Annotated in this window: 17 protein-coding genes; 9 read left to right on the top strand and 8 right to left on the bottom strand. The window is 68.6% G+C overall.

Annotated features, from left to right (window positions below):
- Positions 1-3: 3 nt before the first annotated feature.
- Positions 4-1,152: a COX15/CtaA family protein gene (locus tag ACYVBS_RS14345; protein WP_460824438.1), complete on the top strand. Its 1,149-nt coding sequence runs from the start codon at positions 4-6 to the stop codon at positions 1,150-1,152.
- On the top strand, positions 1,152-2,078 hold the full coding sequence (locus ACYVBS_RS14340; protein WP_460824436.1) for a heme o synthase: 927 nt from the start codon (positions 1,152-1,154) through the stop codon (positions 2,076-2,078). Before ACYVBS_RS14345 ends, ACYVBS_RS14340 begins: the two co-directional genes overlap by 1 nt.
- Before the next feature lie 37 nt (positions 2,079-2,115).
- Here the strand turns inward: ACYVBS_RS14340 and ACYVBS_RS14335 are convergent, their stop codons facing one another.
- The 4 genes from ACYVBS_RS14335 to rpsU all read right to left on the bottom strand — a co-directional run bounded on the left by ACYVBS_RS14335 (position 2,116) and on the right by rpsU (position 6,892).
- Complete coding sequence (locus tag ACYVBS_RS14335; protein ID WP_460824435.1) at positions 2,116-4,098, bottom strand: S9 family peptidase; 1,983 nt, start codon at positions 4,096-4,098, stop codon at positions 2,116-2,118.
- Between the two features lie 83 nt (positions 4,099-4,181).
- Positions 4,182-5,924, bottom strand: a complete 1,743-nt coding sequence (gene dnaG / locus ACYVBS_RS14330; RefSeq protein ID WP_460824434.1) for a DNA primase — start codon at positions 5,922-5,924, stop codon at positions 4,182-4,184.
- Positions 5,925-6,027: 103 nt separating this feature from the next.
- Positions 6,028-6,471 carry a GatB/YqeY domain-containing protein gene (locus ACYVBS_RS14325; protein ID WP_460824433.1) on the bottom strand — a complete coding sequence of 148 codons (444 nt, stop codon included), beginning with the start codon at positions 6,469-6,471 and terminating at the stop codon, positions 6,028-6,030.
- A gap of 205 nt (positions 6,472-6,676) precedes the next feature.
- Positions 6,677-6,892: a 30S ribosomal protein S21 gene (gene rpsU, locus ACYVBS_RS14320; protein ID WP_036137208.1), complete on the bottom strand. Its 216-nt coding sequence runs from the start codon at positions 6,890-6,892 to the stop codon at positions 6,677-6,679.
- 320 nt (positions 6,893-7,212) lie between these two features.
- Between rpsU and tsaD the strand changes: the two genes are divergently transcribed.
- From tsaD to ACYVBS_RS14300, 4 genes are all read left to right on the top strand, one after another.
- A complete protein-coding gene (gene tsaD, locus ACYVBS_RS14315; RefSeq protein WP_460824432.1) occupies positions 7,213-8,235 on the top strand; it encodes a tRNA (adenosine(37)-N6)-threonylcarbamoyltransferase complex transferase subunit TsaD in 1,023 nt (340 codons plus the stop codon).
- Positions 8,236-8,366: 131 nt separating this feature from the next.
- On the top strand, positions 8,367-8,750 hold the full coding sequence (folB, locus tag ACYVBS_RS14310; RefSeq protein WP_460824430.1) for a dihydroneopterin aldolase: 384 nt from the start codon (positions 8,367-8,369) through the stop codon (positions 8,748-8,750).
- The gene (gene folK / locus ACYVBS_RS14305; RefSeq protein ID WP_460824429.1) at positions 8,750-9,232 is read left to right on the top strand and encodes a 2-amino-4-hydroxy-6-hydroxymethyldihydropteridine diphosphokinase; all 483 of its coding nucleotides are present in this window, start codon (positions 8,750-8,752) and stop codon (positions 9,230-9,232) included. The genes folB and folK overlap by 1 nt, the downstream gene beginning before the upstream one ends.
- Position 9,233: 1 nt before the next feature.
- A complete protein-coding gene (locus tag ACYVBS_RS14300) occupies positions 9,234-9,401 on the top strand; it encodes a hypothetical protein (RefSeq protein ID WP_460824428.1) in 168 nt (55 codons plus the stop codon).
- Between the two features lie 59 nt (positions 9,402-9,460).
- On the opposite strand, the gene ACYVBS_RS14295 is transcribed toward ACYVBS_RS14300, so the two are convergent.
- A complete protein-coding gene (locus ACYVBS_RS14295; protein ID WP_460824427.1) occupies positions 9,461-10,204 on the bottom strand; it encodes a pteridine reductase in 744 nt (247 codons plus the stop codon).
- A 61-nt stretch (positions 10,205-10,265) separates the two neighbouring features.
- Here ACYVBS_RS14295 and ACYVBS_RS14290 point away from each other — a divergent pair, with 61 nt between their 5' ends.
- From ACYVBS_RS14290 to ACYVBS_RS14280, 3 genes are all read left to right on the top strand, one after another.
- Positions 10,266-11,450, top strand: a complete 1,185-nt coding sequence (locus ACYVBS_RS14290; RefSeq protein ID WP_460824426.1) for a class I SAM-dependent methyltransferase — start codon at positions 10,266-10,268, stop codon at positions 11,448-11,450.
- 62 nt (positions 11,451-11,512) lie between these two features.
- Positions 11,513-11,833, top strand: coding sequence for a VanZ family protein (locus ACYVBS_RS14285; protein WP_460824425.1), 321 nt, complete (start codon positions 11,513-11,515; stop codon positions 11,831-11,833).
- A gap of 134 nt (positions 11,834-11,967) precedes the next feature.
- Positions 11,968-14,601 (top strand): TonB-dependent receptor plug domain-containing protein, encoded by a 2,634-nt coding sequence (locus ACYVBS_RS14280; protein WP_460824424.1) that lies wholly within the window; start codon positions 11,968-11,970, stop codon positions 14,599-14,601.
- Positions 14,602-14,683: 82 nt separating this feature from the next.
- On the opposite strand, the gene ACYVBS_RS14275 is transcribed toward ACYVBS_RS14280, so the two are convergent.
- Genes ACYVBS_RS14275 through ACYVBS_RS14265 form a run of 3 tightly spaced genes read right to left on the bottom strand, consistent with a single transcriptional unit; the run spans position 14,684 to position 18,977 of the window.
- Positions 14,684-15,931, bottom strand: coding sequence for a multifunctional CCA addition/repair protein (locus ACYVBS_RS14275; protein WP_460824423.1), 1,248 nt, complete (start codon positions 15,929-15,931; stop codon positions 14,684-14,686).
- Positions 15,928-16,842 carry a complex I NDUFA9 subunit family protein gene (locus ACYVBS_RS14270; RefSeq protein ID WP_460824422.1) on the bottom strand — a complete coding sequence of 305 codons (915 nt, stop codon included), beginning with the start codon at positions 16,840-16,842 and terminating at the stop codon, positions 15,928-15,930. Before ACYVBS_RS14270 ends, ACYVBS_RS14275 begins: the two co-directional genes overlap by 4 nt.
- Positions 16,839-18,977, bottom strand: coding sequence for a lytic transglycosylase domain-containing protein (locus tag ACYVBS_RS14265; RefSeq protein ID WP_460824421.1), 2,139 nt, complete (start codon positions 18,975-18,977; stop codon positions 16,839-16,841). The genes ACYVBS_RS14270 and ACYVBS_RS14265 overlap by 4 nt, the downstream gene beginning before the upstream one ends.
- Positions 18,978-19,028: the final 51 nt, after the last annotated feature.

The raw sequence follows: 19,028 nt of genomic DNA, 5'->3' as shown, positions 1-19,028 counted from the left end.
CGCATGACCGCACCCGTGAAGCCCGTCCAGTACAAGCACCTGCACCGTTTGGCTTGGCTGGCGGTGGGCGTTGCCCTCTGCCTGATCGTGTTTGGCGCCTTCGTGCGCTTGTCCAATGCGGGACTGAGCTGCCCCGACTGGCCGACCTGCTACGGTCGCGCCACGTGGCCGAGCGCCACGCACGAAGCGGCCGAGCACGTGGCCACCGCGATCCGCCCGTTCGAGGACAGCAAGGCCTGGCGTGAGCAGGTGCACCGCCATATCGCGGCGGGCCTCGGGCTGCTGGTGCTGGCACTGGCGCTGCTGGCCGCGCGGCGTCGCCGTTTTGGCATTGCCCAGATCCTGGGGGCCAGCGCGCTGGTCGCCGTCGCCATTCCGCTCTACATGCAAGGCCAGCACGTGGCCGCGTCAGTACTCGCGATCGTCGCGGAGGCGATCCTGCTGCTGGCCGCCTGGCGCTGGAGCAACCTGGACCATGCGCGGGTGGGCGTGCTGACGCTGGCCGTGATCATCTTCCAGGCGCTGCTGGGCATGTGGACGGTCACCTGGCTGCTGAAGCCGATTGTGGTGATGGGGCACCTGCTGGGCGGCCTGCTGACCTTCTCGCTGCTGCTGTGGCTGGCGTGGCGCGCCACCCACCTGCCGATCCGGCTCGCGGACGCTTCGGTGCTGCGCAAGTGGGTGGTCGCCGGCCTGATGGTGCTGGGGCTGCAGATTGCGCTGGGCGGCTGGACCAGCGCCAACTATGCCGCGCTGTCCTGCGGCACCGATTTCCCCAAGTGCGTGGGCCAGTGGTGGCCGCCGAATGATTTCGGCGAAGGCTTCGTGCTGTGGCGCGGCATCGGGGTGGATTACGAGGGCGGCGTGCTGGATGGCGCGGCACGCATCGCAATCCAGCTCAGTCACCGCATCATGGCCGTGGTGGTCTTCGTCTACCTGCTGCTGCTGGCCGCGCGCCTGCTGCGCACGCCGGGCATGCGCGGCTGGGGTTCGCTGCTGGCCGTGCTGACCCTGCTGCAAGTCAGCCTGGGCATTGCCAACGTGAAGCTGGCGCTGCCGCTGCACGTTGCCGTGGCGCACACCGCCGGTGCGGTGCTGTTGCTGTTCGTGCTGGTCACGTTGCTCGCGCGGTTGCGCGAACCGGAGCACTGATGGCCACCTCGATGCGCCAATACTGGGACCTGACCAAGCCGCGCGTGGTGGCGCTGATCGTGTTCACCGCGCTGGTCGGCATGCTGCTGGCCATCGAGGGCCTGCCGACGGGCGAGGAGGCGTTGCGCGGTGCGCTCGGCTTTTTCGGGATCTGGCTGGCGGCGTCCTCGGCGGCGGCGATCAACCAGATCCTCGACCAGCGCATCGACGCCAAGATGGCGCGCACCTCGTGGCGACCGCTGGTGGTCGGCGGGGTGTCGACGAAACAGGCGCTGGTGTTCGCACTGGTGCTGGCGGCACTGTCGATGGCGGTGCTCGTGCTGTTCGTCAACACCATCACGGCGCTGCTCACCTTCGCGTCGCTGATCGGCTATGCGGTGATCTACACCGTGTACCTCAAGCGCGCGACGCCGCAGAACATCGTCATCGGCGGCCTCGCCGGCGCGGCGCCGCCGCTGCTGGGCTGGTCGACCATGACCGGGATGCAGGGTGAGTGGGACTGGGCGCACGCACTGCTGTTGGTGCTGATCATTTTCGTGTGGACGCCGCCGCATTTCTGGGCACTCGCAATCTTCCGCCGGGCCGACTACGCGCGTGCCATGGTGCCGATGCTGCCGGTCACGCACGGCGTGGAATACACCCGCTGGCAGATCCTGTTCTACACCGTGCTGCTGGTGGCGGTGACCATGCTGCCGTGGGCCACCGGCATGAGCGGCCTGTTCTATTTCGGTGGCGCGCTGGTGCTGGGCCTGGTGTTCGTCTGGTACGCGTGGAAGCTGATGAACCCGCCGGACGAGATGTTCGCGATGAAGGTGTTCAACTACTCCATCGTGTACCTGATGGTGTTGTTCGCGTTCCTGCTGGTCGACCACTGGCTGATGCCGGCGCTGGCGCCGGCCCCCGTGCTGGAGCTGCAGGCGGCGTGATCGCCGCCTGGTCCCGCGGGTTCCGCCGCCCGCCGGGTCAGTCCGTGTTGCCCAGCAGGTGTTGCTGCCAGAACAGCATCGTCGCGGCACTGTAGTAGTCCACGTTGCTCTTCTTGCGGAAGCCGTGGCCTTCGTCGTTGAACAGCAGGTACCACACCGGCTGGCCGTTGCCCCGCACCGCCTTCACGATCTGCTCGGCCTCGGTGTAGGGCACGCGCGGGTCGTTCTTTCCCTGCGCCACGAACAGGCGTGAGGTGATGCGATCGGCGTGGTTGAGCGGCGAGATGCGCTCGAACACCTTGGCCATTTCGGGGTCGCGCTCGTCGCCATACTCCGCACGGCGCAGGTCGCGGCGGTAGCTCTCGGTGTTCTTCAGGAACGTGCCGAAGTGCGAGATGCCCACGATGTCCACGCCGGCGCGGATGCGGTCGCTGTAGTGCATCAGCGACGACAGCACCATGTAGCCGCCGTAGCTGCCGCCCTGCACGCCCACGCGTGAGGCGTCGAGCTCGGGTTGCTTGGCGACCCAGTCGAGCAGCGCGCCGATGTCCTTGACCGAGTCCTCGCGCTTGGCCGCGTTGTCCAGGCTCAGCCAGGTCTTGCCGTAACCGCTGGAGCCGCGCACGTTGGGCACCAGCAGCGCCACACCCAACTCATTGGCGAGGAACTGGGCGGTGGGGTTGAAGGTGGGCAACGACTGCCCTTCGGGGCCGCCGTGGATGCTGATCACCACCGGCACTTTCGCGCCCTTGGGGATGTTGGCCGGGCGGTAATAGAAGGCGGGGATGGTGCGGCGCTTGCCGTCGGCCCTGTCGAAAGTGGGGTAGCGCACCAGCGTGGGGGTGACGAACTTCGTCGCGTCCAGGCCACCGACTTCGCTGCGCGTCCAGCGTGTGATCGCGCCGCTGGCGAGGTTGAGCACGTGCACGTCGCTGGGCGAGGTGGCGGTATTGAGCGTGATCGCGAGGCGCTCGCCATCGGGCGAGAAGTCGAGGCCGCCGATCACGCCTACAGGCAGTGCGGGCAAGGTTACGGCGCGGTGGTCGGGCAGGGTGCGCACGTGCAGCTTGCTGATGCCGTCCTCGTTGGTGACGAAGGCGAGGTGGCGCCCGTCCTGCGCGAGGGTGAAGTCCTCGACGTCCCACGGGATGCCGGCCGACAGTTCAGTGACCTTGCCGCTCGCTGGATCGTGGTGGCGCAGTGTCTTGAACTCGCTGGGCTTGCCACCCACCGGCTCGTCGGACACGAAGTAGGCCGATTGGCCATCGGGCGCGTACCGGAAGCCGCCGAAGGCCGCCTTGCCGCCCTCAACCGGGAACATGGTGAGTTTGCCGGTGGCGAGGTCGACTTCGCCCGGATACGACTCGGCGGCGGATACGTACCGGGTGACCAGCAGGCGCTTGCCGTCGGGCGAGAAGTCCTCCGCCGACCACTGGCCGCCTTCGCTGACCACCACGCGCGGTTGGCGCGTGGCGGTGTCCATCACCCACACGTCCACGTCCTTGCCGTTGCGCACGGTGCTGCTGTATGCCAACTGCTTGCCGTCGTGCGAGAACGTGGGCGATTGGTTGCGCGATTTGCCATCCGTGAGCAGGGTGACGTTGCGGGTGGCGAGGTCGAACCAGTGCAGCTGCCAGAACTCGTTGCCGCCGACGTCCTTGCCGAACACGAAGCCGTCCAGGCTGGAGCCGACCGGGGCGACGCGGCCGCCGTTGATGGGCTCGTGGTAGAAGGTCAACTGCTCGCGCATGCCCAGGGGCTGGCACACGCGGTGGATCTGGTTGGTTTCGGCGAAGCGCGTGCTGATCAGCATGCAGTCGCCGCTTGTCCATCCGGCGAAACCCGCGCCGCGGGTGTTCTGGTAGCGGTTCAGCCGCTCCACCAGCGCTGGCGGGATGGCGGGGATGTTCTCGCTGACGCGGGTGCCGACTTCCTCGCGTTGCACCGCGGGCGGTGCCGCCAGGACACTCGCGCAGGCCAGGGTGAGAGCGGTGAGCGGGGCAAGGCGTCGCAGGCGCATCGGGCGGCTCCGGGCAGGGGGCGTTGGAGGCTCGAGCTTAGCGCCCTGCGGGTTGCCGGAGTAGGTGACGCGTGGGCCGCAGCTCAGGAGCTCTTGCGCACCGCGCTCTGCAGTTCGCGCAGTTCGGCCTTCTCGGATGCGGACAGCGCCGAAAGCCCCGCGCTGCTGACCCGCGCCAGCAGTTCGTCCACGCGCTGACGCAGCGTCTGCCGCTCCAGCTGGTCGATGGCGTCGAGGAATTCGCGCAGCCAGCTGGCTTCGTCGCCCGGAACTTCCATCAGCGCCAGCTTCTGCAACGCCGCATGTTCCTCGCGGCCTTCGAAATGCGCGAGCAGCGTTCCGGTACTGATGTCCGGGCGTTGGTCGACCAGTTGCAGCAGTTCCACCAGCAGCGGTACCCCGGGTTGGCGCAGGGAGGCGAAGCGGTATGGAGGCTGCAGTTCGACGCCCAAGGCGGGGTGCAGCAGCAGCAGTGCGATCACGCTGCGCACGATGCTGCGCTTGCCAGCAGAGGTCGTGGCGCCACTGCGCGCGCGCTGCACCGGTACGTGCGTGTCCGGCGAACTGGCGCGTGCGCCCACGCCGGTGAGCTCGGTCAGCCGCTGCCTCATCAGGTCGCCGAAGGCGCCGTCGGGGATCTGCAGCAGGTAGGGCTTGGCACGCTCGGCGAGGCGGCCCTTGCCCTCCAACGTGGTGAGATTGACGTCGGCGGCGAGCGAGTCGAAGAAGAACTGCGACAGCGGCGTGGCCTGCTGCAGGCGCGCGTTGAAGCCCTCATGGCCTTCCTGCCGCACCAGCGAATCCGGGTCCTCGCCTTCGGGCAGGAACAGGAAGAACGCCTGGCGACCGTCCTTCATGCGCGGCAGCACCGACTCGACCGCCTTCCACGCCGCGCCTCGGCCGGCGCGGTCGCCGTCGAAGCAGAAGTACACGTCCGGCGCGTTGCGGAACAGTAACTCGGCGTGGTCGGGCGTGGTGGCGGTGCCGAGCGTGGCGACCGCGGTGTCCACGCCATGCTGGAACAGCGCGACCACGTCCATATAGCCCTCGACCACGATCAGCCGCGGGATCTTGTTGTGCGCCTGCCGCACCTGCCACAGGCCGTACAGCTCGCGGCCCTTGTGGAACAGCTCGGTCTCGGGCGAGTTGAGGTACTTGGGGCCGTCGTCCTTCTCGAGCACGCGCCCGCCGAACGCAATGGTGCGCCCGCGACGATCGTGGATCGGGAACATCACGCGGTCGCGGAACTTGTCGTAGACGCGGCCGCTGTCGTTGCGCGACATCATGCCGGCGCGCTCGAGCAGTTTCAGTCGGCGCTCGTCGCTGCCCAACGCATCGCGCAAGGCGTTGAAGCCGTCGGGCGCGTAGCCGATGCCGAAGCGCTCGCGGGTGGCCCCATCCACGCCACGTCCGTCGAGGTAGGCCTGCGCCTTCGCGCTGCCGGACAACTGCTTCTGGAAGAACTTCGCCGATGCGTCCAGCGCCGCGTACAGGTCCTGCCCGTCGGGATTGGTGTTGCGCTGCTGCGTGTCGCGCGGCACTTCCATGCCCGCGCGCTTGGCCAGTTCCTCCACCGCGTCGAGGAACTCGAGGCGGTCGTAGTTCATCAGGAAGCTGATCGCGGTGCCGTGCGCGCCGCACCCGAAGCAGTGGTAGAACTGCTTGGTCGGCGACACGGTAAACGATGGCGAGCGCTCGTCGTGGAACGGGCAGCGCGCGCTGTACTCGCGGCCCTGCTTCTTCAACGGCACGCGCGCGCCAATCAGCTCGACGATGTCGGAGCGGGCGAGCAGGTCATCGATGAAGGCGTCAGGAATGCGGGCCATGGAGTCGCTAGGATGCCATGCGCGTGCAGGCGTGTCGGAAACGGCGACGCCGCCCGCAGGCGGCGTCGATGGCGGCACCGCCGGTGGGCGCGTCCGTGGCGATTCAGCCCAGCTTCTGCTTCACCAGCTTGGACACCAGACCCATGTCCGCCTGTCCGGCCAGGCGGGGCTTGAGCACGCCCATCAGCTTGCCCATGTCGGCGGCCCCGGTGGCGCCGGTTTCGGCGATGGCGGCGTCGACGGCAGCCGCAATCTCGGCTTCGCCCATCTTGGCCGGCAGGTAGCGGTCGATGATCACCAGTTCCGCGCGCTCGACGGCGGCGAGGTCTTCGCGCGCGGCGGCCTCGAACTGGCTGACCGAGTCCTTGCGCTGCTTGACCATCTTTTCCAGCACGGCGATCACGGCGGCATCGTCCAGCTCGATGCGCTCGTCGACCTCACGCTGCTTGATGGCGGCGTTGATCAGGCGGATGACGGCCAGGGTGTCCTTGTCGCCGCCCTTCATGGCGGCCTTCATGTCGTCGGTCAGGCGTTGCTTGAGGCTCATGGGGTCACTCCAATGGGTGAGGGGCAGGACACCCGCCTCGCGCTGAGGGGGCGAAGGCCAAAACTGCGCAATGCGCGGCCGGCAAGCGCTCCGGCCCGGATGGCGTCAAAAACACAAAAAGCCGGCGGCGCAGGGGCGCGGCCGGCTTTCGGCTTCCACCGTGACCCGCCCGGAGGCCGGCCACAAGGGGAAGAACCCGCTGTACTCAGTACAGGCGCTGACGCTTGGTCACATCGCGCGAGGCGCGACGCGACTGGCGCTTCACCGCAGCGGCGGCCTTGCGCTTGCGCTCCTGGGTCGGCTTCTCGTAGAACTCGCGCTTGCGGGTCTCGGCGAGGACGCCGGCCTTCTCGCAGGTGCGCTTGAAGCGACGCAGGGCAAACTCGAAAGGCTCGTTTTCGCGGACTTTGACGCTGGGCATACGTAATCTCTATTCAGGGACCGGTCCCGGGAGGACCGGGTGAGCCGCGCATTTTAATCGCGCTCTGGTGGGGAGTGCAAGTGTGGGGTCTGGCTCCGGTTGGGTCTACGCCCTGTCGGGGTGTGGCTGCGCCCCTCCATAGGGGCATCCTGCCCCGAGTCGGGGCCGCGGGGCATCCATGGCCCGCTGTCCGCCACACCCCGTGAGGACGCAACCCTTGGCGTCTCAAAAGTAGTGAGGCTTCTGCTTTTGCCCGTCACCTCCCGGCCGCATCCCCCAAACGCGCTACGCTTTCCCCAAAGCACCCCCATATCCAGACCATGAAAGTCCTCGGCATCGAAACCAGCTGCGACGAGACCGGCGTGGCCGTGTACGACACGGACACCGGCCTGCGTGCCCACGCCCTGTACAGCCAGATCGCCCTGCATGCCGAATACGGCGGTGTGGTGCCCGAGCTGGCCAGCCGCGACCACGTGCGCAAGCTGCTGCCGCTGATCCGCCAGACTCTGGCCGACGCCGGCCTGACCATCGACGAACTGGACGGCGTGGCCTACACCGCCGGCCCGGGCCTGGTGGGCGCGCTGCTGGTGGGCGCCGGCGTGGCCCGCGCGGTGGCGTGGGCGCTGGACCTGCCGGCCGTGGCGGTGCATCACATGGAAGGCCACCTGCTGGCGCCCCTGATGGAGGACGACCCGCTGGGCCGCCCGGAGCCGCCGTTCGTGGCGCTTCTGGTCTCCGGTGGCCATACCCAGCTGATCCACGTCGAGGCCATCGGTCGCTACCGGCTGCTGGGCGAGACGCTGGATGATGCGGCTGGCGAGGCCTTCGACAAGACCGCCAAGCTGATGGGCCTGCCGTACCCGGGCGGTCCGCAACTGGCGGCATTGGCCGAGCAGGGGCGGCCGGGCGTGTTCAAGTTTGCGCGACCGATGACCGACCGGCCGGGGTTGGACTTCAGTTTCAGCGGGCTCAAGACCCAGGTGTTGCTGGCGTGGCAGAACTGCGACCAGTCCGAAGCGACCCGTGCCGACATCGCCCGCGGCTTCGAGGATGCGGTGGTGGATACGTTGGCGATCAAGTGCCAGCGTGCGCTGGACGAAGCCGGTTGCGACACGCTGGTGGTGGCCGGTGGCGTGGGCGCCAACAAGCGCCTGCGGGCGAAACTGCAGGAGATGGCGGCGCGTCGCGGCGGACGGGTGAGCTTCCCGCGGCCGGCCTTCTGCACCGACAACGGCGCGATGATCGCCTATGCCGGTGCGCTGCGGTTGCAGGCCGGCCAGCACGTCGATGAGTCGGTGCGCGTCACCCCGCGCTGGGACATGGCGACGCTGGAAGCGGTTTGATTGCGTGCGGTTTGCGCCTGCCCCGCGGCCCTTGTGGGCATCGGCCAGGTTGAACGTGGGGCCACCGGCCCCGCGGCCGTGACAAAATGACGCCACGGCGCACGCATGGCGCAGGCTGGCAGGTACGACGAGTGGACAAGGTCTTCATCGAAGCGCTCGAGATCGACGCGCTGATCGGCATCTACGACTGGGAGCGCCGCATCCGGCAGACGCTGGTGTTCGACATCGAGATGGCGTTCGACAACCGCGTGCCGGCGGCCAGCGACGCGATCGAGGACACGCTCAACTACAAGGACGTCAGCCGGCGGGTGGAGGACTACGTCGCGCAGTCGGGCTTCGGCCTGGTGGAAACGCTGGCCGAACGCGTGGCCGAAATCATCCTCGACGAATTCGGCGTCAGCCACGTGCGGCTCAAGCTGAGCAAGCCCGGCGCTGTGCGTGGCGCGCGCGCGGTCGGCGTGATCATTGAGCGCAGCGCCGGTCGCACGCCCGAAGGCATCAGCGGGCTGCTCTGATGCACAAGGCCTACCTCAGCCTGGGCAGCAATCGCGACGCGGTCGCCAACCTGCGCAGCGGGCTGGCGGCGCTGCAGGCGCGCTTCGGCACGGTGCTGCATTCGCCGGTGTACCGCACCGCGGCGGTGGGTTTTGACGGCGACGACTTCCTCAACTCCGCGGCGCTGATCCAGACCGAGCTCGAGCCGCAGGCACTCAATGATTGGTTGCATGCGCTGGAGGATGCGCACGGCCGCGACCGCAGCGGCCCGCGCTTTGGTGACCGCACGCTGGACATCGACATCGTGCTGTTCGACGACCGCGTGTGCGAGGGCGAGGGCAACCTGCGGATTCCGCGCCCGGAGCTGAAGCACGCGTTCGTGCTCAAGCCCTTGGCCGACATCGCGCCCGACGTGCGCGTGCCCGGCGACGGTCGCACGCTGGGCGAGCTGTGGGCCGCGCATGCGGACCGCGACCACGCCTTCGACACCGTAGTGCTGTGACATGTCGCCATTGCTCACCCTGTTGCTGACCACCCCGATGGGCTGGCTGGCCATAGCGGTGACGGTGCTGTCGATTGCGCTGACCGTGGCGATCCACGGCTTCCTGCGTCGCCGGATCCGCGAGAGCGAGGCGGCCGCCCGCGATTCGGAGCCGCGCCCTCGGCCCTGACAGCCGGCCTCTTGGCCAACTGGCGTGGCCGTTGGTGACACGCCACACCGCGCGAACGATCAGCCAGCCAACATCCGCCCGCCGTCCAGATACAGCACCTGCCCGGTGCTGTAGCGCGCGTCCTGCAGCAACCAGCGCACCGCCTCCGCGACTTCATCCGGAGTGCCAGTCCGGCCCAGCGGCGTGCGCGCCAACATGGCCTCCTGTGCCGCGGCATTGCTGCCGTCTTCGGGCCACAGCACGGCGCCGGGCGATACGGCGTTGACCCGAACGTCGGGCCCCAATTCGACCGCGAGCGAGCGCGTCATCATCAGCAGCGCGGCTTTGGCCATGCAGTAAATGGTGTGCTGGCGCAGCGGGCGTTCGCCGTAGATGTCGGTGAGGTTGACGATGGCGCCGCCAGTGGCGCGCAGATGCGGTGCCGCGGCCTGCGACAGGAAGAACGGCGCGCGCGCGTTGCTCGCCATCAAGGCATCCCAGTCGTCGGGCGTGGCCAGCCCGATCGGCGTGGGGTGGAAGGCGGAGGCGTTGTTCACCAGCGCATCCAGCCGGCCAAAACGGCCGATGGTGTCGGCCAACAGCTCCGGGATGCGGTCGAACTCGGTGAGGTCTGCCTGCAGCGTGTGGGCGCTGCCCGGGCGCGCGTGGTCGAGTTCGGCGGCCAGGGCTTCGATGGCCTCGCGTGAATGGCGGTAGTGCAGCGCGACGTCATAGCCGGCGTGATGCAGGTGACGCGCGGTGGCGGCGCCGATGCGCTTGGCGCAGCCGGTGATCAGGGCGACGGGACGGACGGCGGGGGTCATCGGTCAGGCTCCGGTTGCACGCTACAGGCTATCCTGCGCGCTCGTGAATCCGGAAGCCATCGTGAACGCCCAGCTCCCCGAACCCGCTGCCGATGCGCTGGTGCACAGCGCCAAGCTGACCGCCGCCATCCAGGCTGAGATCGCCGCCAGCGAAACCGGAGCGATCCCGTTTTCGCGTTTCATGGAATTGGCGCTGTATGCACCAGGACTCGGGTATTACAGCGCGGGGGCCACCAAGTTCGGCGAGGCCGGCGACTTCGTCACCGCGCCTGAACTGGGGCCGGTGTTTGCCGCATGCGTGGCCGAGGCGGTGGCGCCGGTCCTGCAGCAGTTGGGTCCGGACGCGCTGTTTCTGGAACTGGGCGGCGGCACCGGGGCATTCGCCGAGGTGGCGCTGAAGCGGCTGATGGAGTTGGACGCGTTGCCCAACCGCTACCTGATCCTGGAGCCCAGCGCGCAACTCCGCGTGCGCCAACGCGAGCGCCTGCGTGAGCGGCTGGTGCCGCCGCTGTTTGAACTGGTGGAGTGGGTGGATGGGCCAGTGCCCGACGACTGGGTGGGCGTGCTGTTCGCCAACGAAGTGATCGACGCGCTGCCCACCCCGTGGTTCGCCATCGAATCCGGGGAGGTGTACGAAGAGCACGTGGCCCTGGAGGGTGGGCGGCTGGTACGCGTGTTGCGCCCCGCGGATGGGTTCCTCCGCGGCGCGGTGCGGCACCTGGAGCGTGGCCTGCCGGAAGCGCTGCCCGACGGGTACCGCTCGGAACTGTTGCCGCAATTGCCCTACTGGATCCAGGCCGTGTCCGGTGGCATGAAGGCTGGCGCGATGTTGTTCGTCGACTACGGTTACGTGCGCCGCGAGTACTACTTGCCCGAACGCAGCGATGGCACCCTGCGAGCGTTCTACCGGCATCGCATGCACGGTGAGCCGCTGCTGTGGCCGGGCCTGCAGGACCTCACCGCGTCGGTGGACTTCACCGCGTTGGCCGAGGCGGGGGTCGGGGCGGGCTTTGACCTGGCCGGCTACTGCTCACAGGCCAGCTTCCTGCTCGGCAACGGATTGGCCGGCGTCCTGAAGCGGATCGAGGGCCTCGACGACGAGGTGGAGCGGCTGCGCCGGAACCAGGAGGTCAAGCGCCTGACCCTGCCGACGGAGATGGGCGAACGCTTCCAGGTGATGGGCTTTGAGAAGAACGTGGAGTTCGGCGGGGCGTTCCTCGTGGGCGACCTGAGCTTCCGGCTGTGATCACCCCCGGCGTGTTGCGACCGTGGCCAAGGCCCCGGCTCTGGTTGGCGGGGTGGCTGGTAATGATCGCGGCGGTGGTTGTCGCCTCGCTGCTGCCGTCGTCGTCCTTGCCCGAGCCGTCCTTCACCGGCATCGACAAGGTGGAGCACCTGCTGGCGTATGCCCTGCTGTCGGGCTACGCCGTGCTGCTGTTCGCGACGGGGCGCGCCCACGGGGTCGCCGCGTTGGCGTTGGTGGGGCTGGGCATCGCGATGGAGGGGGCCCAGGCGGCGCTGACCACGACCCGATTGGCTGATCCGGGCGACATGCTGGCCAACACCTTGGGCGTGGCTCTGGGGTGGTGGTTGGGGCGGCGGGCCGTGGCGCGCTGGCTGGCGTCTTAGGTCGCGGGGGCCGGACCGAGGCTCGAAACACCTAATTCAGCAAAGTAAGGGACCCGATTGCGCAAAGGTTAAAACTTGGTAAAAGTGGGCTCAGGGCCCCGCGGGGGGAGCCCACCCCAACCAAGGACACCACGATGCTCGCAGTAAAAAGGAACGTACTGGCGCTGGCCGTGATCGCCACGCTGTCCACCGGATTCACCGCCCACGCGCAGGATGCAGGCACGACGGCCCAGGGGGAGGCGCAACAGGAAGGCGCCCCCAGCCCGGCGCAGTCCGAAGCGACCGATCTTGACGCCGTTACCGTAACCGGCACCCGAACCCCGGGCCGCTCGCCCAACCAGTCGCTGTCGCCCATCGACGTGTTCCGCCCGGCAATGCTGGAGCAGCAGGCCTCGGCCGACTTCACGGACCAGCTGGCCAACATCGCACCGTCGTTCAACACCCAGCGCTACCCGATCGCCGATGGCACTGCGTTCGTGCGCCCGGCCAACCTGCGCAACCTGCCGCCCGACCAGACCCTGGTGCTGATCAACGGCAAGCGCCGCCACCGTTCGGCGCTGGTGAACCTGCAGGCCGAGCCGTTCGGCACGGTCAACCAGGGCGCGCAGGCGGTGGACTTCGGCCTGATTCCCTCGGCGGCGATCTCACGCGTGGAAGTGTTGCGTGATGGCTCGTCGGCGCAGTACGGCTCGGATGCGATCGCGGGCGTAATCAACGTCCTGCTCAACGACAACAGCGAAGGTGTACGCGTCGATGCCCAGTACGGCTCGACCGCCGAGGGCGATGGCGACAAGTTCCGATCCTCGGTCAACGTGGGGCTGCCGCTGGGTGCGGAAGGCTTCTTCAACGCCACGGCCGAATACTTCGAAAGTGACTTCACCTCGCGCGGCATTCCGCGTGCCGACGCCGCGCAGGTAGGCGCGGCCCTGGGCAGCGACCAGGTGCCGTTCGAGGGCCTGGGCCAGCGCTGGGGCGATCCGAGCGGCGAAGGCCTGCGCACCTTCTTCAATGCCCAGCTGCCGCTTGGCGATGCCGTCAGTCTGTATGGCTTTGGCAGCTATGCCGATTCGAAGTTTGACTCCAGCTTCTTCTACCGCACGCCGGTCGGCGTCCCGGGCGTGTCGCCGCGCGGCACGCTGATGGTGGATGGTAACGGTGATGGCGTGGCGGACCCGGTCGCGCAGAGCATCGTCGATGCCTTGCGGGCGCGGGGCCTCAATCCGGCGGATTTCCTCACGGCCAGCGCGACCAGTCCCTCCGGCTACATCGCCCTCAACCCGATCCACACCCAGTTTCCCGGGGGCTACACGCCCACCTTCGCGGCGGACGTGATGGACTACGAGGGCGTATTCGGCGGCAAGGGCCAGCTGGCCAGCGGGCTCCGCTGGGACGTCAGCCTGAGGCAGGGCGAGAACCGGGTCTATTACAAGCTGATCGATTCGATCAACCCCAGCCTGGGGCGCCTGAGCCCCACCAGCTTCGAACCGGGCCAGCTGACCCAGCTTGAACGCGGCGCCAACATCGATTTCGTCTACCCGTGGCAGACCGACCTGTTCGCCGCGCCGGTGAGCGTCGCGTTTGGCGCGGAGTGGCGCGAGGAAACCTACAAGATTGGCGTGGGTGATCCCGCGTCGTATGCCACCAGTCCAACCGCAGTGTTGTTTGGCGTCGGCTCGGATGGCTTCCAGGGTGATTCACCGGCCGCGGCCGGCGAGTTCAGCCAATACAGCCGTGCGGCCTACCTGGACCTCGAAGCCGACGTGACCCAGCGTCTGGCGATGGCGCTGGCGGGTCGCTATGAGAACTCCTCGGCGTTCGATAACACCTTCGACTGGAAGTTGTCCTCGCGCTTTGAGGTGACCGATACGCTGGCGCTGCGCGCCACCGTCAACACCGGCTTCCGCGCGCCCACGCCGGGCCAGATCAACACACTGGATGTCACCACCACCGCCGATTCCAGCGGTGCGCTGGTGCCGCAGGGCACGTTCCCGGTGAACAGTCCCGCCGCCGTGGCACTGGGCGCACAGCCGCTCGAGGCCGAGGAATCCTCGGCGTACTCGGTGGGCATGGTGTACTCGCCGAGCAGCGTGTTCAGCCTGACGCTGGACTACTACAACATCGACATCAATGACCGCATCGCGTTGCGCAACATCAGCATCGCGCCGGGCTCGGCCGAACAGCAGGCGCTGATCGCGGCCGGCGTGCAGGATGCGACGCTGCTGCGCCAGGTGTCGTACTTCAGCAACGGCTTCGACACCACCGTGCGCGGCCTGGACCTGGTGGCGGTCTATCGCGCCGATTTCGGCGACTGGGGCACCGGCACGTTCGACGCGCGGCACAGCTGGAACGAACAGTCGGTCGATCGTGTCGACCTGATCCCGGGCACCTCGACGCCGGTGATCGACGCCGAGCGCGTGGCCGACCTGGAGAACCAGTTGCCGAGCCACCGTTCGGTGATGTCGTTCGACTGGCGCACGCCGTGGAGTTTCAACCTGACCGCGCGCGCCAACCGCTACGACGGCTGGGAGGACTACACCTTCGGCGAACAGGCGGAGTTTGGCTCGGAGTGGTTGTTCGACCTGGCGGTGGGCTTCGATCTGTTCAGTGATCGCGTCCACGTGACCGTCGGTGGCAACAACCTCTTCGGCAACTACCCCGACAAGGAAACCAACGGTGTGTTGAACTTCCTGGGCGCACAGTACCCGCTGTCGTCGCCGTTCGGGTTCAATGGCGCGGAGTACTACGTCCGGGTCGGCGTGCAGTTCTGATCGCATCGCGACAACGGATGCAGGCGACGGGCGGCTTCGGCCGCCCGTCGCGTTTCAGTCGTGGCCGTGCGCTGACGGGAAGTCAGGCGAGGGGCGCGCGCGCAGCCGAAATGGTGGCCACGCGCGCCTTGCGCAGCGCTTCGCCGATGGCGGGGCCGGCAAGCCCGGGCGCCACATCCGACGCACGTATCGCCAGCGCGGCGTCGAGCGCGCGCACCAAGGCCTCGCCTTCGGCGTAGGCGTCCTCTTCGTGGCCGGTCCGGCCACGCTTGTCGGCTTCGCACACCATCGCCAGCCGTCGGATGCGGCCCGGATCGCGCCAGCCATCGCAGCGGGCGATCAGGTTGTGCACGGTTTCCGCGCGCAGCTCATGGAACCGGTGCACGTTGAGGTGTTCGCGGCAGGCTGCCTCGGCGAGGAGGCGGTGTTCGGTCGGCACGCGCAGGCGCTCGCACAGCGCACGCAGCGGGGCGACCCCCGCGCCTTCGTGGCCAATGTGGCGCGGCAGCTGGTCGGCCGGCGTCAGCGCCTTGCCCAGGTCGTGCGTCAACGCGGCGAAGCCCACCAAGTCATCGCCCGGGGCGATGCGTGCGGCAACGTCGCTTACCAACTCGATGTGCACACCGGTGTCGACCTCGGGATGGAACTCGGCGCGCTGCGGCACGCCATACAAAGCGTCTACCTCCGGCAGCACGACGCGGAGCGCGCCGCAGGCCCGCAACGTGGCGAGGAACGCCGACGGCCGTGCACTGGCCAGCGCGCGTTTCAGCTCCTGCCACACGCGCTCGGGCACCAGGTGCTCCAGTTCGCCGGCGGCCACCATCTCGCGCATCAGTGCCAGCGTCTCGGGCGCCAACTGGAAGCCCAGCGGCGCAAAGCGTGCCAGCAGCCGTGCCGCGCGCAGTACGCGCAACGGGTCCTCGATGAAGGCGGGGCCGACATGGCGCAACAGCCGTGCCTCCAGATCGCGTGTTCCGCCGTAGGGATCCACGAGGGTGTCGTCGTCGAGCGACTGGGCGATGGCGTTGATGGTGAAATCGCGCCGCCCGAGGTCCTGCTCCAAGGTCACCGACGGGTCGGCGTCCACCACGAAGCCGCGGTAGCCGCGACCGGACTTGCGTTCGGTGCGCGCCAGCGCATATTCCTCGCCGGATTCGGGATGCAGGAACACCGGGAAGTCGCGTCCCACGGCGCGAAACCCCGCGGCCTCCATTGCGGCCTGGGTGCTGCCGACGACCACGTGGTCGCGGTCACCGGCCGGCAGGCCCAGCAGGCGATCGCGCACCGCGCCGCCCACCAGGTAGACGCGTCCGGGCACTTCCAGACTCATGCCGCCGACGCTGCGTCCAAGCCCAGGATTTCCGGCAGGCGATTGGTTACCCGCGTCGGGGCGATGCCCAGTTGCGGCAGGCCGCTGTCCTGGCTGGTGGAGTCCAATGCCAGCGAACGCCAGTTGTCGCGGCTGATGGGCTTGCCCGGTAACCACTCGCCGAAGTTGGCCTGCCAACGCCCCAGCGGTTCCGGTAGCGGCATCACCACGCGATGGCGGCCACGCGCCGCGGCGGCGAGCTGCACGATCTCTGTCAGCGACAGCACGTCGGGTCCGACCAGGTCGTAGACCTGGCCGACGGTGTCCGGATTGGCCAGCGCACGCGCATAGGCCTCGGCTACGTCCCCCACCCACACTGGCTGGAACCGCGTATGCCCGCGCGCAATCGGCAACACCGGTGCCATGCCCAGCAGTGCATCGAATCGGCAGAACAGCCCATCGCCCGGCCCTGCGATGACCGAGGGGCGGAAGATCGTCCAGTCCAGGCCGGATCCGCGCACCCGCGCCTCAGCCCGGCCGCGCGACTGCAGGTAGTGGCTGTCGCCGTGGCCGGCATTGAGCGCGCTCATCTGCAACAGGCGTCGCACGCCGCTGGCCTTCATCGCCGCGATCACGGTGTCGGTGATGCCCACGAACACGCGCTCGAACCCGTCGCCGCGATCGCCTTTTTCGTTGAGGATGCCGGTCAGGTTGATGACCGCGTCGGCATCGCTGAACACGTTGGCGAGGAATGCGGGGTCGTGTTCGTCACCCTCGCGAACGCTGGCCTCGCGCGAGAGCGTCGCGCGCGTGCGGGTGGTCAGCCCGCGGCTGACGACGGTGACGCGGTGGCCGTCGCGCAGCACGCGGGGCACCAGGTGGCGCCCCACGAAACCGGTGCCGCCCAGGACCACCACGTGCTGTCTGCTCATCTGCGCGCTCTCGTTCTCTGGCCCGGCCTGGTGGCGGGCTTGGGGGCGGTCACGGGCTCGGGGCACGCAAAGCGCTTGCGCGCGCCGTCGGTGATGCCGCGCAGGCGGTCGCTGAGGGTGGCCGCGTCGCCGTTGAGCCGCCAGTCGTAGATTACGCTGAATGCGAGCACGCGGGCCACGTACTCCCGGGTCTCCTTGTAGCTGATCGTTTCGATCCAGAAGTCCGGATCCATGTTCGGGCGCTGTGCCTGCCAGCGGGCCAAGGGTGCCGGCCCAGCGTTGTAGCCGGCGATGGTCGTGTAGGGCTGGCCGCCGTACTGGTCCATCAACTGCCGCAGGTAGGCCGTGCCAATCGCGATGTTGGTGTCCGGGTCGTACAGCATGTCCGGCCCGGTCCACGGCAAGCCGATGCGCGAGGCCACCGCCGCACCCGTGGCCGGGATCACCTGCATCAGGCCCATCGCGTTGGCCGAAGAGCGCGCGGTCGGGTTGAAGATGCTTTCGGCGCGGATTTCTGCCGCGACCCACGCCGGATCGATCTTGTGGCGAGATGCCTCGCGGCGAATGGCGGCGTCGTGGTGGAGCGGGAAGCGCAGGTGGTACAGGCGCAGTTCGTCGCGCTGCTTGCCGAGGTTGAACACCGCACGGTCGAACCAGCCGTGTGCCTGCGCTTCGGCCACCGCCATACGCCGTTGCGTGTCGTCGAAGCGGCCAAGCGCGTCGTCCCACTCGCGCTGCGCCCAGCCCGGGCGGCCGAGCCGGTGCAGCGCCAACGCGCGCACCAGCGCGGGATCGCGTGCGACCTTGGCCTTGGTGACCCGGTCGTCCGTTGGATTGAGGGGGCACAACGCGTACGGCTGCTTGATGCGGTCGGCAGCGAGGAATCCGTGGAATTCGGGCTTGCGCGCGGCTTCGGTGAACAGCCGCTGGGCCGTGGCGCGATCGCCGGTAAGATCGCTCAATCGGGCCTCGAAGTACTGCCAGCGCGAATCGCCGCGCTGCGCCGGTGGCATCAGGCGCAACGCCGCCAGTGCGGCGGGCCAGTCCGAACGTGCCAATGCTTCGCGCACGCGCCATTCGTGCAGACGCTCGTCGTATGCCTCCACCGGGACCGCGGCGAGGCGCCGCGCCGACTCGGGGGCATACGAGGCGACCGACCACAGCGCGACGGCATACAGCACGCGGGTGCGGTCGGCGGATTCGAATTCCAATGCAGGCGCGAACTTCGCCAGTTGCATCTCTGCATCAGCGGGGGCGTCCTGCGCCAGGCGCGCGAGGCCGTGGGATGCGGCCAGGCGGCTGCGCGCGGTTTTTGGCCACGCCAATGCCCGCTCGTGCGGTGCTTCGAGGAACGCCGCGTACTCTTCGGCCAATGCCTGCTCCTCGGCAGGCAAGCCACGCGCCGCAGCGCGGACCACGCCGGGTTCGCCAGCTTCGATGGCGCGGCCGATCCGCTCCCAGCGCAATGCGGACGGGAGGCCGCCTTGCTCGGCGAGCACCGCCATCGGCGCGTCGCAGGTGGCAGGTAGCGACTTGCCCGCCTGGCGCCACATGGTCCGCGCGGCCGCCGTCCAGCTGGCGTCGGCGCGACCCAGCGCCTGCCGGGCCTTGAGTTCGGCGCAGCGCAGTCCGTCGCCAGTGGTGTCCGGGGTCCAGGCGGCGATGAAGGCCGGCCACTCTTCACGTCGTGCGGTAGCGGCCAGCCACAGCTCGCGGAAGGCGTCGGCCACAGGCTGGCCCTTGTAGCGGGCCAGGAAGTCCTGCGCGCGCGCGGCATCCAGGGTGTCGATCCCGCGGCGCAGGCTCGCGTACTCGATCCAGCCCCACAGCGGGTCACGGGCCAGGTCGGCATAGGCGGCGGCGTCGAAGTCGCCGCGCTCGGCCGCTTCCAGCGCGGATCGCAATCGCGCCAGTCGGGCATTGTCCTTGGAATGCGCCGCAATCGCCGGCGCATCGCCTGCCGGATTGGCCAGCGAGACTGGGGCCGCCGCGCCAGGCGTTTGGGAGACCGAAGTGGGCGGCGCGCTGCGTGCCCCCGGGGGCGGCACGGCGACGGGCGAGGGCTGCGCGCAACCAGTGGAAGAAAACGCCACCAGCAGCGACGCGATTACGATGGGGGTCGTTTTTTGTCGCATGGCCCGGACTATATCCGAGTCAAAATGAACGTCTTGATGGCGCTTCGTGCT

The organism is Lysobacter olei, assembly GCF_054777355.1.
The sequence above is the reverse complement of the archived record's forward strand: the minus strand, read 5'-3'. Positions and strand labels throughout refer to the sequence as shown.